This is a genomic window from Campylobacter sp. S4:11, assembly GCF_024723695.1.
GTDB lineage: Bacteria > Campylobacterota > Campylobacteria > Campylobacterales > Campylobacteraceae > Campylobacter_D > Campylobacter_D jejuni_C.
Genome location: NZ_JANQDC010000004.1, coordinates 73973 through 86903 on the forward strand (window position 1 = coordinate 73973; position 12931 = coordinate 86903).

The following is a 12931-nucleotide window of genomic DNA, read 5'->3' on the forward strand; positions in this document are numbered from 1 at the left end:
TTGCTATAATTTTGAAATTTTATTTTAGGTAGAGATAATGAATTTTTTAGATATTTTTTCTAGTATAAGACGCAAACAAGCTACTCCAAGTGAAGCTCCAAACCACTGGGTTAAATGTAATTCTTGTCATGCGTTAATGTATTATAAAGAAATAGAAACTTGTTATAATGTTTGCCCTAAATGTAATTTTCACATGAGATTAAACCCTTTAAAACGCATCGAGTTACTTAGCGATGAAGGCACATTTATAGAAATGGATAAAGATTTACATGCAATCGACCCGCTTAAATTTGTAGATAGTAAATCATATAAAAAAAGATTAGCAGAAAACGAAGAAAAAACAGGAAGAAAAAGCGCCATAATAAGTGGCGAGTGTAATATAGATGGCATTAAAACTCAATTAGTTGTTTTTGATTTTTCTTTCATGGGAGGAAGTTTGGGCTCAGTAGAAGGTGAAAAAATTCTTAGAGCGATTGAAAGAGCAATTGAGAAAAAAACACCTGTTGTTATAGTTAGTGCAAGCGGTGGAGCTAGAATGCAAGAAAGTACTTATTCTTTAATGCAAATGAGCAAAACAAGTGCAGCATTAAAGCTACTAGCAGAAGAAAAACTTCCTTATATTTCAGTATTAACGGATCCAACCATGGGTGGAGTAAGTGCATCTTTTGCTTGGCTTGGAGATATCATCTTAGCCGAACCTGGCGCTTTAGTAGGTTTTGCAGGGGCTAGGGTAATTAAACAAACTATAGGAGCTGATTTACCAGAAGGCTTTCAAAAAGCTGAATTTTTACTCGAGCATGGATTGATTGATGCGATTGTAGAAAGAAGTGATCATAAAAAATTTATAGCAGACTTTTTAAGATTTTTTTCTAAAAACTAAAAAATGCAAATCAATCTTTTAAGCATTCAAAAAAACAATAATGATGAATTTAGCAAGATAGATGAGCATTATATCAAACTCATCAAAAAATTTTGCAGTTTTAATGATATATGTATTTTTAATAATAAAATCAATCAAGCACAAAACACTAATATCATAGAAGCAAAAAAATCTTATACAAATGCACTAAGTCCTTATAAAAAAGGTTTTTGCATAGCCTTAGATGAAAAAGGTAAAGAGCTTACGAGTGTAGAATTTGCAAAATTATTACTAGATAAAAATGAAATTTCATTTTTTATAGGCGGTGCTTATGGGTTTGAGCAAGAATTTATTACACAAATGCATACAAGTATAGCCCTTAGCAAAATGACTTTAGTGCATAAATTTGCCAAAACCATGCTTTTAGAACAAATTTATCGTGCATTTTGCATTAATACAAATCACCCATATCACAAATAGGAGCATTTATGCAAGAATTAAATCTTGAGGAATTTAAAAATATATTACTTCAAAGACAAAAAGAAATTTTACAAGAACTACAAGGTAATATAGACAATATCCATAATCTACAAGATAGCGAACCTAGAGATGAAGTTGATTTACAACAAATTGACAATAGCTCTCATATTGATTTTAAAATTAATGAAAATTTAAAAGCTGAACTAGAAGAAATTAAACATTCATTAAGCAAAATAGATAACAATACTTATGGTATCTGTGAGTATTGTGAAGATGATATTCATCCTGAAAGACTTAAGGTTAAACCTCATGCAAAATATTGCATAAATTGCCGTGAAACCCTAGAAAAAAGGAAAAAGCTATGAAGATAAGATTATTTTTCTTTGCAAGTTTAGTTTATCTTTTAATTGTTGCAGCCTTAGTTTATAATCTAAACTTAGGAAATTATACTTTTACAATTTCTACTTTTGAATTAAATTTGCCTATTAGCTTATGGGTTGTTTTGCCTGCTTTATTTTTAATGATACTAGCTTTAGCACATATGAGTTTTTATGGCTTTTTAAAACATTTACAATATAAAAATCTAATTAAAGATAGTAAAAATTATGAAAATTTTATTATTGATATTTTTTTAAAAAAAGCAAGCAAGGTTAAATTTAAAACTCAAGAATTTCAAAATATAGCAAAAAACACTCAAGCTCTTTGTTTTAAAGAAAAAATTCAAAATCCTAAAATAGATGAAATTATTGATATTTTTGAGAACTTAGACAAAAAGGAATTTGTGGAATTAAAAAAATACAAGCTAGATCCAAATAATGAAATTTTTATTTTAAATGAAAAAAATCACTTTCAAAATGATAGCAATTATGCTTTTTCTTTTATCAAAAACAAAGATACCTTAGCAGGTGAACTAGAAATTTTTGCTTATAAAATGGTGTTAGAAAATGCGCCCTATAGTCAAATTAAAACACTAAAAACTCAAAAAAATCAAGATGATATTTTATTGCTTTTAAGTAGATTTGAAAAAGAAAACTTAGATTTAAATCATGCTGAAATCGAAGTTTTACTTAGTATGAATACCTTAGATGATAAATCATATTTGCACTGTGCTAAAATACTTTGCAAAAAAATAGAACCTCAAATATTAATTGCTTTATTTAAAAAGTTAAAAGATAATCATTCTCAAGCTTTAAGAGCTTATCTTTATACTTTGGCAGAATTTGGTATGTATGATGAATTGCTTAATGAATTAGGAAATGATCAAAATGAGCATAAAGACTTTAGGATCTTGCTCTTTTTAAGAGAACATAATAAAAAAATAGAGCTTGAAAAATTAATACAATGATAGATTTTAGCAAAAAACCTTTATTTTTAGCCCCTATGGCAGGTTTTTCAGACTTGCCTTTGAGAAATTTAGTTAAGCAATTTGGGGCTGATGTAACCATTAGTGAAATGATAAGCTCTAATGCCTTAGTGTATGAGAGCTCAAAAACTCTTAAAATGCTAGAAAAAGCTGAGCTTGAAAATCCTTACATAGTTCAAATTGCAGGCTCAGATGAGAGCGTGATTCAAAAAGCGGTAGAAATATTAAATCGTTTTGATTTTATAGATGGAATTGATTTTAATTGCGGTTGTCCTGTAAATAAAGTTATAAAACAATGTGCAGGTAGTGCTCTTTTGCAAGATCTTGATAAATTACAAAGAATTTTAGAACTTATCAAAAAAACAAGTAATAAAAAATTAACTAGTGTCAAAGTAAGATTAGGATTTGATAAAAAAGATCCCATTGCTATTGCTAAAGCGTGTGAAAATGCTGGAGTAGATTTTATCAGTATGCATGGTCGCACTAGAAAACAAATGTATAGTGGAAATGCTGATTATGAAGCCATAGCTTTAGCCAAAGAAAATATCAAAATTCCTTTAGTAGCAAATGGTGATATTAACGCAGAAAATGCTAAAGAAGTATTTAAAATTACAAATTGTGATGCTTTGATGATAGGACGTGCAAGCATAGGAAAACCTTGGATATTTTATGAGATAAAAACTGGCAAAAAAATAGAAAAAGCTATGAAAAATAAAATCATTTTTGCACATTTTGAAGAAATGCTAAAACACTATAAAGAACAAGGCATAAGCATATTTAGAAAACACTTGCATGAATATTCTAAAGGCTATGACGATGCTTCTAATTTTAGAGATTGTGTTAATCGTGTTAATGATGCAGATATTATGCGAAAATATATTCAAGAATTTTTCAATAAGGAATGATATTTGCTTGTAAATTTCTAAGCAATATGAATGAAGAGATACCATAAAACAAGGAAGGTTCATGGCAGCTCATATCAATTCAAAAGGGATTTACAAAGCATTAGGTGGCATTAGAACAAGTGCAAACAATTTAGCAGCACATGCTTCAAAGCTTAACAATCAAAGTTTAAATTTCGAGCAAGTTTTACAACAAACACAACCAAAATGTATAAGTACTTGCTTACAAAGCTCTCAAAAACAACTTGGAAATTTACTGGAAGATATTAAAAATAGCAAGGAAGCTATTATAAAAAATACACATATTGATAGTGCAAATATCATCGCAAAATTAAGACAAGAGGCTATTATGATGTATGATATTACCCTTAAAAACCCTCTTTAATGATTTTATATAAATTATCAATATATTCATCGCTAAAATGCGATGAATTAAAATTTTCATAAAACTTTGCAAGATCTTCAGCTTTAAATTCATAACCAAAAGCACATTTTTTATGTGCAGGTAAAAAAGCTCTTACTAATACAACGTTTTTTTGTATATACTCATCGCAATAAAAACATACAAAGCTTTTATGTAAACGTCCTTCAAAATTTAAAATTTTTAAATAAGCATCTACTATAACACGCTTGCAATCTTGTTTTTCAAAACGTTTAGCACAATCTTCTAAAAGCTCAAAATAAAAACTATCAATTTCCTCAACATCTTTTAAATGCCAATAAAAAAGTCTGATAAATTCTTGCCAAAAAAACATTCTCTCTCTATCTAAAATCCAAGAAAAACCAATATGCAAAACATCTTTTAAACGTGGTAAAAACCTTGAACTTTCCTCAAGCTCAAAATCAATCTTATATCCACTTAAAATATTAGAATGTCTCATTCCATAAAATCTATAACTTTTAATAACTTTTTTAGCACTTAAAAGATAAACGATTAAGTCCTCATCTTTTACACTCTGAGTGTGTAAGATAAAACCTTGCATTTTATAAAAGTTCTACGCCATAAGCTTGCAAAATTTCATAAGCACTATTTTCCAAAGACTTACTAAAGCTTGCTGTTGCATTTTTATACAATATGATTTTTGAGTTGATACTAGCGCTTTGAGCTAAAATAATATTACTAAATACACAAATATGCGAAACCAAACCACAAAATTCTATACTTTCATAATGATTTTGTTTTAAAAAATTAGCCAATTCTAAACTACCAAAAGCATTCTTATAAAAGATTTTTTTTGCATTTTTTAAATACATATCAAAATCACTTGGCATTTGCCAACCCAAAGTATCTTTAATGCAATGATAAATAGGTAAATTTTTTCCTTCTTGGGTTTTTAAATAATTCTCATCATGCGTATCAAAAGTAAAAACGATATCACCTTGATGATTTTTTAAAAGAGTAAGAATATTATCTTTTATCTTGGTAGCTTTTTCAAAACCTAAGCTACCATCGATAAAATCATTTTGATAATCAACAACAACCAAAAGTTTAGTCATTATCCTTAACCATGAAAAAACTATCCGTGTGGATATTTTCAAATGCAGTTTTTAAGCTTGTAAATAATTTTGGATTTTCTTTTTCTAAATTTGCTAAAAGCTGTTTAGCTTCTTCTCTAGCATGAGGAAATTTTACATTTTTTTCACTTAATTTCATACCAGGACAAAATTCATTACCAATAACTTCTAATTCATTATTAATAGCATTTTCTCTTAGTTGTCTTTCTCTTACAAAAATCAAAGGTCGAATAACCTCTACACCTCTTTTACTTTTATATTTTGGAGCTAAACTTCTAAGAGCACCATTATAAATAAAATTCATAAAAAAACTTTCCACTGCATCGTCTAAATGATGAGCTATAGCTAGTTTATTAAAACCATTTTCCAAAGCATAAGTATATAAAGCTCCGCGTCTCATTCTTGAAAAATAGCTACAAAAGCTTGAATTTTTTCTAATAGTATCACCTGAAATTTCATAAATATTAGAATCAATCACTTCATGGTCAATACCATGTTCTTTGCAGTAATTATGAAGTTTGGTATAATCTTCACCCATACCATAGCTTAAAGTTACTGCTTTAAGTTCAAATTTAAAAGGCGCGTGTGCTTGCATACGCTTTAAAAGATGGGCTAAAGCAAGAGAGTCTTTCCCACCACTAAGTCCTAATAAAACCTTATCATTATCTCCTATTAAGGAAAATTTAGCGTTTGCTTTTGCAACTTCTCTGATTAGTCTTTTACTAAGATTTATCATAATTTCTCACAAATTTTTAAGACAAAATTAGCTGAAATTTTAGCTGATTTTTCTACAAACTCATCAAAGTCAAATTCAGCCTTTTCACCTGCTTTATCACTCATTGATCTTAAAATCAAACATGGAATTTTTAAAGCATCGCACACCAAAGCTACGCTAGCTCCTTCCATTTCGCAAGCATCTGCATTGAAAATCTCTCTAATTTTTGTTTTTTTATTTTCATCGCAAATGAACTCATCGCCCGTAGCGATAATACCTGATTGTAATTTAACACCAAGTTCTTTAGCAGCTTCTATGGCAAGATTATTTAGCCTATCATCTGTTTTTATAAAAATTTCATTGCCAGGAACATAGCCAAGCGGATGCCCAAAAGCTGTGATATCTAAATCATATTGAGCTAATTTTGTAGCATAGATTAAATCCCCTATCTCTAAACTAGGATTAAAAGCTCCTGCTACACCTGTAAAGAGTAAAAGCTCAGCTTTAAATTTTTCTATCATAATAGCCGCACTAAGAGTAGAATTTACCTTCCCTATCTTAGAATAAGCGATTATTAATTCATGATTTTTATATTTTGCAAGATAATAAGTATTATTTGCATATTCGATTGTTTGATACTCTTTTAATGTTTCTAGTAAAGGAGTAACCTCTTCAGGCATAGCTCCTAAAATAGCTATTTTCATTTAATTACCTTTAAAATTTCATCAATATCTTCTATTTTACTTAAGGCATAAGTTTCTTTTTGAGTGATTTTTTTATTTAAGCCCTTTAACACGCTCGCACCAAATTCTATATAAAAATCCACTTCTTCATCTATTGCCTTAATGCTTTGTTTATAAAGAACAGGCTTAATAAGTTGCTCGCTTAAAAGCGTTAGAGCTTGATTTTTATCATTATACACTTTTGCATTGACATTTGATACTACGCTTTTAAAACTCTCTTTTAAAATAGGTTCTAATTCTTTTGTAAGTTTCAAAGACGCATTTTTTAACAATGGACAATGGCTTGCAACACTCATGTTCAAAAGCATAGCTCTTTTAGCTCCTGCATTTTTAAACTCACTCTCATAAGAAGCCAAATCAGGCTTTAAACCTGCTACTACAATTTGCCCATCACAATTATAATTAGCAGCAAAAATACTTTTTTGTTCACTTAATGCCTTTTGACAAAGTTCTTCTACCACTTTATCTTCAAGCCCTAAAACCACCATCATACCAGCTTCGATTTTAGAGCAATCTTCTTGCATAAACTTACCGCGTTTATTAACAAGTGCTATTACATCTAAAAAGTCAAATGCATCTTGGGTTGCTAAAGCACTAAATTCTCCTAATGAATGACCCAAGCTATACTTAGCTTCTATATTAACTTGCTCTTTTAAAGCTTCATAGGCCATTAGCGAGTTTAATACTATGGCCATTTGCGTAAATTCGCTTTTATTTAAATTTTCATTTTCCTTAAAAAGCAAATTTTTAAAATCAATTTTACAAAAATCGCTAGCATTGTCTAGTAATTCTTTTGCTTTTTTAGAATTATCATAAAAACTCAAACCCATGCCAACGCTTTGAGAGCCTTGACCTGGGAAAATAAATGCACTATTCATTAATGACCACCGCAGCAACCACCGCCGCCATGTCCGTGGCCTCCACAACATCCGCCGCCACCATGTCCGTGATGATCGTGATGATGTCCTCCGCCACCACATCCACAACTTCTACTACCTGCAATAATTCCTGTTAAAATTTCATCTTCGCTTGCAGCTCTCACATCTACAATATTTAATGAAAATAACAAATCTTTTCCTGCATAAGCATGATTGTAATCAATAGTAACTTCATTTTCAGTAATTTCTCTAACAATTACTCTTACGGTATTACCATCTTCACCTTCGCCAAAAAGCTCCATACCAACTTGTAAATCAATTCCTGCAAACTGCTCTTTTGGTAAAGTTTGCAAAGCATTTGCGTCATATTCACCCAAAGCATTTTCTTTTTTTATTACAATATCAGCATTACATGGGGCATTAAGCTTTTGAATTTCTTCTTCTAATCCTTCTAAAATTTGACCCTTACCCAAAATAAAAGAAATAGGTTCAGCATAAATATTTGATTCTAAAACTTCATTAGTATTTGCATCTTTTAACTCATAAAACATTGAAACTACACTATTTTTTTCTATAGCCATTTTATCTCCTTTGTTATTTTCTATCTGGTGAAACTTTTGCCTCAGGACTATCAGGATAAGCTGTCTTTAAAGCCTTATAAAATTTATTTGCACTTTTTGGATCTCCAACCTTATCTAAGCTAATAGCTGTGTGATAAAGCAATTTTGGTACATAATCACCTTTAGTACTTATAGCAGAACTTTTCTTATAAAATCCCAAAGCACCTGCATAATCTTGCTGTTTATATCTTATCTCTCCAAGCCAAAAAGTAGATCTAGCAGGTTTATAATGAATACTAATTAGATGTTCAAATTTTTCTTTTGCATCTTCAAATTGATTTTTATTGGTTTCATCAATTGCCTTTTTCAAAATTTCACTAGATTGTAATTTTTTCCAACTATCATCTTTTTTTTCAGTCACTTCTTCTTGAGTTTCATTTACATCCTGAATGACTTCTTGTGTTTTATTATCATCCTTTACAATAGGGACAGCAGAAATAACTTTTGCCTGATTTTGCACTCTAGCTATTTCAGATTGAAAAAAAGTTATAGTTTGATTCATATCTTCTTTTGAGATATAATCATCATTGATCTTATTGATTAAAGTTGTAATTTCACCTAAAACCTTTTGAATTTCTTGGTGATTTTTTTCTTGAATTTGTCTATTTTCTTCAACATAAGCTCTTAAATTTTGAATTTCTTGGGTAATATTTGCATCAAAATTTTGATAGTTTTCTTCCAGTGAAAGTAATTTTGTGTTAGCTTTTGAATACTGAGCATTTAAACCCTCAGTTACACTTTGTAAGCCTTCTATGTTTTCTACAGCTGTATTTATTTTACTTGTCAAATTTGTATAATATTCATTTAAAGCTTTCAAGCGTTCTTGATTTTCATATTGCAACTTTTCATTTTGAGTTAAACCATAAGGTGTTTTTGTATCTACTTTTCCTGCATCAAATGCTGAAATTTCAGCGTGTAAGAAAGTAGCTCCTAAAAGAGCTACTGATAATAAGTTTAATTTCATTTATTTAAAGCTTTATTTTGCAATTTTAAATTCTGCACGACGATTTTGAGCATCGCAAGCTTTAGTTCTTTCAGTACATACAGGATTAGTTTCTCCATAGCTTTTTACGCTAATTCTATCTGCGCTAACACCTTGAGCTACTAAAGATTCTTTTACTGCTTTAGCTCTTTTCAAACCTAAAGCTTGATTATACTCATCAGTTCCCCACTCATCGCAGTTTCCTTCAACTACGATTGCAGCATTCGCAGCTTCTTTATTGAAAATTTCAGCATTATTTGCAATAACTTTTTGCATATCTTTTCTAACATTAAATTTATCAAAATCAAAATATACATTTGCTACAGAATTTAAAGATTCAAGATTTTCAAATCTATCAGAACCACCACTACCTTTTGAACCATCTACACTACTTGAGCTACTTACACTAGTATTTTTTGTAGCACAACCACTTACAATAACAGCAAACGCAGTAATTGAAGCAAAAATGATTTTTTTCATTGCTTTTCCCCTTTTTTATTTATTTAAAAATCATATTTAATTATAACAAAAAAAATGCTATTTTGATATTTTACCAATCAATTGATTGAATTTTACCTACTTTTAAACCATAGTGAAAGGCTTTATTTGCATTAATTCTAATAACACCCAATGCACTTTGCGAACCTAAATATTTAATAAATACAACACTTTCTCCATCACTAGAAAATCTTGGAAAAAGATTTTTACCATTTGCAGTAAGTTGTCTTATATAATCACTTTGAGTTGACATTAAATAAAGATTAAAAACTCCACTTTGATTTGCTTCTCTACTAGAATAAACCATATAGTGTTTATAAGTAGAAACTGAAGAATTGTTTTTACCATGAAAAACAACTTGTTCTGTTAAATTGGACTCTAAATTTTGCATAAAAATATTTGGATAACCCAAACGATCAGATACAAATACAATTTTTTTCTCATCATCTACAAAATTACCATTTACATCAATACCCATATAGTTTGTAATTTGTGTCAAATTTTTTGAATCTACATCATATAAATATACATCAGGTTGATCTTTTGGTGCCATGGTTAGTAAAATTTTTTTACCATCATCACTCACATCAGAAGCAACCATCATACCTTTACTAGCAATGATTTTTGTAATATTTTTATTTTTCATGTTATACTTGTAAAGCGTTGGAATTTCATCTTCATAGGCAGTAAAATAAAATGCGTTTTGTTCTTTATTTGCCCATTTAGGAAATAAATTTAAGCCTTTTGAAATTAACACTTTTTGATAAGTTAAAGTATAATCTGCTAACAAAATATCACTTTGCTTATTACCTTGAGTTCTAGCTATTAAAATTTTATGATCCATCCAATCAACTGGTGCAAAGCCTAATTTTCTATTCATTTGAGCAATACTTCTATGTGCTAAAAATGGATACTCTTCAATAGAAAGAATTTGCTCATAAAATCTTGTTTTAGTTTCATTTGCGGCTAAAATTTCAACATCAATATCTAAAAGTTTGCCATTTTTATTTAATATATAAGAAAAAATATAATCACCTTGTTTTTCATCTTGAGTTATCTCAAAATTTGAACTCACTTTTACATCATTAACAAGCATGTTGTAAAAACTTTTTTTAAGATCTAAATCATTTAGTTTAGACTGGTCTTTAATATAAATTTTAGGTAATTGCATACCTTTATTTACAACAGATATTGTTGCATCTTGTCCAAATAATACTGAACAAAAAAATAAAAATACTAGTATTTTTTTCATTGTTTCTCCATTTTAAACTCAATTATATCACTAAGTTGCATTTTGATTTTTCTTATTTTACCATTTGGAGGTAAAGTTATATATTTTCCCTCTAAATTTTGCAAAAATTCTTTTGCTTTTTTATCAAAATTATCACTATGCGCACTAGTGGCACTTAGTAAATAAAAATAACCATTGTTATCAATTACAAATTCTACTTCTATACTTAAATTACCGCTAGGATTATAAATTCTCCATCTATCTTCAAGGTATTTTCTAACAGCACCTAAAAACTGATCATAAACACCTATTTTTTGCTCTATAACAGATTGTCCTAATTCCTGATTAATTTGCAAATTTTCATTAAGTTGCTTGGAAAAATCATTGATTTTTTCTCTTTGGGTAAAAGTAGGTTTTTTTGATGGCATAGAAGATTGCACTTTTGTAGTTTTTTCTTCTTGATAATCTTCTATTTTTCCAAATAACTCATTAAAAACACTTGCCTGTTGTTCTATATTTTGCGTATTGACGCTTTTGTTTGTGGTATATTTTTGCAAAAGATTTTCTTCAAACAAACTTTGCAAATTTTCTTTTTGCAATTCTTGCATCATATTAATTTGATTTTGATTTATACTATCACCAAGCTCTACATTAATAAAACTATTAGGATCATCAGTATATTCGATAGCTTTTGGTTTATATTCAATTAATTTAAAAAAAACTAAGAAAACAACAAAAAAATAAACTAAAGTTGCATAAATAAAGGATTTAAAATTGTGTATAGAATTTTCTTCCATTTTCTACTCAGTTTGCAAAGCAACTTTTTGGAAACCTAAATGTTTCATTGTTCTTAAAACACTCATTACATCATCATATTTTAAATTTTTATCCGCTCTAATGAAAACTGTTTCTTGGGTATTATACTGAAGCTTTAAAGCATTCATATTATCTGCAAAACTTACAAAATTAAATTTATCTTTTCCTATAAAAATTTCTTTCTTTGCGTTAATTGTTATAATTAAACTTTTAATATTTGGAGCGCTTGAAGTTTTTTGTGAACCTTGAGGAAGCTGCACCTTTTCCTCATATGTAATACTTGGTGCAGTCACCATTAAAATAGCAAGCAATACAAGCATAATATCCACTAAAGGTGTAATATTTAACTCAGGTTTTTCTTCCATAAACATAAATTAGACCTTTGCAGAACTTATCAATACTTTAATCTCGCTATCTAAGATATTAATCAACTCATAAGCTTTTCGCTTGATAATCAAATGAAAGCTATATGCAGGAATCGCAACTAAAATCCCACATCCAGTAGCCACCAAAGCTTCGCTAATTTTAGGAGCAATAATACTTAAGGAATTTTGCATTTCTAAGCCACCAAAAGTTTCAAGAATAGAAATCACGGTACCAAAAAGTCCTATAAAAGGAGAAGTTGAAGCTATGATGCTAAGCCAAGTTAATCCTATTGTAGCTTTTTTTTCTACAGAATTTTTATAAATATTCATTTTAGTTTCATCAATTTCCATGCACTTTTTCAAAATTGACGCACTTTGACTTAAATCTTTTTCCCCTCTCATTAAAGCTTCCAAAGCTTGACTTTCGTTTTGAGTCCATTTATTAATAAGTATTAATCTTGAAAATAAAATACTAAAACTAAGTATAAAATACACTGAAAGCCAAGCTAATACGATATAAGTGATTAAACTTGTATTTTCAAAAAAATGAAAAATTGCTTGAAAATCCACTATTTTTGCCTTACGTTATTATCCATCTTAGCAAAAGTAGAAGCCAAAGCAACACTATCACTACTCATAGATTTAATCAAATCTTTTGCTTCTTCCAATCTTTTTGCTATTTCACTATCACTATTTCCACCAACCCAAACAGCACCTTTTGCTAAAACACTTACTTTAGTTTCAGATACCTTTGCATGGCCTGAATCAATAGCAACTAACTCATGAGTTGAATCTGATTTTTCTATGTCTATAATTCCTGCCTTTAAAGAAGAGATTAAAGATGCATGTCCTTTTAAAACACCAAATTCACCTTCACTTCCAGGAAGAACAATAGATTTTACATTATCATTGTAAATCATACCAAGAGGTGTTACCACCTCTATATGTATTAAATTATCCATTA

19 protein-coding genes are annotated in these 12931 nt (G+C 29.2%); 6 read left to right on the forward strand and 13 right to left on the reverse strand.

The genetic code is table 11. From position 1 onward, the window contains the following. Nucleotides 1-37: 37 nt before the first annotated feature. From accD to CAMP5053_RS02270, 6 genes are all read left to right on the forward strand, one after another. Nucleotides 38-880: an acetyl-CoA carboxylase, carboxyltransferase subunit beta gene (gene accD / locus CAMP5053_RS02245; protein WP_214099824.1), complete on the forward strand. Its 843-nt coding sequence runs from the start codon at nucleotides 38-40 to the stop codon at nucleotides 878-880. Between the two features lie 3 nt (nucleotides 881-883). After that, the gene (locus tag CAMP5053_RS02250; protein WP_214099823.1) at nucleotides 884-1339 is read left to right on the forward strand and encodes a 23S rRNA (pseudouridine(1915)-N(3))-methyltransferase RlmH; all 456 of its coding nucleotides are present in this window, start codon (nucleotides 884-886) and stop codon (nucleotides 1337-1339) included. A gap of 8 nt (nucleotides 1340-1347) precedes the next feature. Continuing rightward, complete coding sequence (dksA, locus tag CAMP5053_RS02255; RefSeq protein ID WP_047207931.1) at nucleotides 1348-1704, forward strand: RNA polymerase-binding protein DksA; 357 nt, start codon at nucleotides 1348-1350, stop codon at nucleotides 1702-1704. After that, nucleotides 1701-2684 carry a hypothetical protein gene (locus CAMP5053_RS02260; protein WP_337217195.1) on the forward strand — a complete coding sequence of 328 codons (984 nt, stop codon included), beginning with the start codon at nucleotides 1701-1703 and terminating at the stop codon, nucleotides 2682-2684. The genes dksA and CAMP5053_RS02260 overlap by 4 nt, the downstream gene beginning before the upstream one ends. After that, the gene (locus CAMP5053_RS02265) at nucleotides 2681-3607 is read left to right on the forward strand and encodes a tRNA dihydrouridine synthase (protein ID WP_337217196.1); all 927 of its coding nucleotides are present in this window, start codon (nucleotides 2681-2683) and stop codon (nucleotides 3605-3607) included. Before CAMP5053_RS02260 ends, CAMP5053_RS02265 begins: the two co-directional genes overlap by 4 nt. A gap of 61 nt (nucleotides 3608-3668) precedes the next feature. Next, complete coding sequence (locus tag CAMP5053_RS02270; protein ID WP_039617382.1) at nucleotides 3669-3989, forward strand: hypothetical protein; 321 nt, start codon at nucleotides 3669-3671, stop codon at nucleotides 3987-3989. On the opposite strand, the gene recO is transcribed toward CAMP5053_RS02270, so the two are convergent. From recO to atpC, 13 genes are all read right to left on the reverse strand, one after another. Continuing rightward, nucleotides 3973-4587 carry a recombination protein RecO gene (gene recO / locus CAMP5053_RS02275; protein WP_087699405.1) on the reverse strand — a complete coding sequence of 205 codons (615 nt, stop codon included), beginning with the start codon at nucleotides 4585-4587 and terminating at the stop codon, nucleotides 3973-3975. The genes CAMP5053_RS02270 and recO overlap by 17 nt on opposite strands. A 1-nt stretch (nucleotide 4588) precedes the next feature. Next, nucleotides 4589-5101 (reverse strand): cysteine hydrolase family protein, encoded by a 513-nt coding sequence (locus CAMP5053_RS02280; protein ID WP_087699403.1) that lies wholly within the window; start codon nucleotides 5099-5101, stop codon nucleotides 4589-4591. Further along, entirely contained in the window at nucleotides 5094-5855 is a 762-nt protein-coding gene (locus CAMP5053_RS02285; protein ID WP_337217197.1) for an ATP-binding protein, read from the reverse strand. Before CAMP5053_RS02285 ends, CAMP5053_RS02280 begins: the two co-directional genes overlap by 8 nt. Next, nucleotides 5852-6538 (reverse strand): 5'-methylthioadenosine/adenosylhomocysteine nucleosidase, encoded by a 687-nt coding sequence (locus CAMP5053_RS02290; protein ID WP_087699402.1) that lies wholly within the window; start codon nucleotides 6536-6538, stop codon nucleotides 5852-5854. Before CAMP5053_RS02290 ends, CAMP5053_RS02285 begins: the two co-directional genes overlap by 4 nt. Next, nucleotides 6535-7455, reverse strand: a complete 921-nt coding sequence (fabD, locus tag CAMP5053_RS02295) for an ACP S-malonyltransferase (RefSeq protein WP_087699400.1) — start codon at nucleotides 7453-7455, stop codon at nucleotides 6535-6537. The genes CAMP5053_RS02290 and fabD overlap by 4 nt, the downstream gene beginning before the upstream one ends. Then, nucleotides 7455-8036 carry an FKBP-type peptidyl-prolyl cis-trans isomerase gene (locus tag CAMP5053_RS02300; protein WP_214099819.1) on the reverse strand — a complete coding sequence of 194 codons (582 nt, stop codon included), beginning with the start codon at nucleotides 8034-8036 and terminating at the stop codon, nucleotides 7455-7457. The genes fabD and CAMP5053_RS02300 overlap by 1 nt, the downstream gene beginning before the upstream one ends. Before the next feature lie 13 nt (nucleotides 8037-8049). Beyond that, nucleotides 8050-9039, reverse strand: coding sequence for a tetratricopeptide repeat protein (locus CAMP5053_RS02305; RefSeq protein WP_087699396.1), 990 nt, complete (start codon nucleotides 9037-9039; stop codon nucleotides 8050-8052). 12 nt (nucleotides 9040-9051) lie between these two features. Further along, nucleotides 9052-9537: a peptidoglycan-associated lipoprotein Pal gene (gene pal / locus CAMP5053_RS02310; protein ID WP_087699394.1), complete on the reverse strand. Its 486-nt coding sequence runs from the start codon at nucleotides 9535-9537 to the stop codon at nucleotides 9052-9054. A 70-nt stretch (nucleotides 9538-9607) separates the two neighbouring features. Continuing rightward, complete coding sequence (gene tolB, locus CAMP5053_RS02315) at nucleotides 9608-10807, reverse strand: Tol-Pal system protein TolB (protein WP_214099818.1); 1200 nt, start codon at nucleotides 10805-10807, stop codon at nucleotides 9608-9610. Then, nucleotides 10804-11583 (reverse strand): TonB C-terminal domain-containing protein, encoded by a 780-nt coding sequence (locus CAMP5053_RS02320; RefSeq protein WP_087699389.1) that lies wholly within the window; start codon nucleotides 11581-11583, stop codon nucleotides 10804-10806. The genes tolB and CAMP5053_RS02320 overlap by 4 nt, the downstream gene beginning before the upstream one ends. Nucleotides 11584-11586: 3 nt before the next feature. Continuing rightward, nucleotides 11587-11973 carry an ExbD/TolR family protein gene (locus tag CAMP5053_RS02325; protein WP_214099816.1) on the reverse strand — a complete coding sequence of 129 codons (387 nt, stop codon included), beginning with the start codon at nucleotides 11971-11973 and terminating at the stop codon, nucleotides 11587-11589. Between the two features lie 3 nt (nucleotides 11974-11976). After that, nucleotides 11977-12537 (reverse strand): MotA/TolQ/ExbB proton channel family protein, encoded by a 561-nt coding sequence (locus CAMP5053_RS02330; protein ID WP_214099815.1) that lies wholly within the window; start codon nucleotides 12535-12537, stop codon nucleotides 11977-11979. Further along, nucleotides 12537-12929 carry an ATP synthase F1 subunit epsilon gene (atpC, locus tag CAMP5053_RS02335; RefSeq protein ID WP_039625212.1) on the reverse strand — a complete coding sequence of 131 codons (393 nt, stop codon included), beginning with the start codon at nucleotides 12927-12929 and terminating at the stop codon, nucleotides 12537-12539. The genes CAMP5053_RS02330 and atpC overlap by 1 nt, the downstream gene beginning before the upstream one ends. Between the last annotated feature and the right edge of the window lie 2 nt (nucleotides 12930-12931).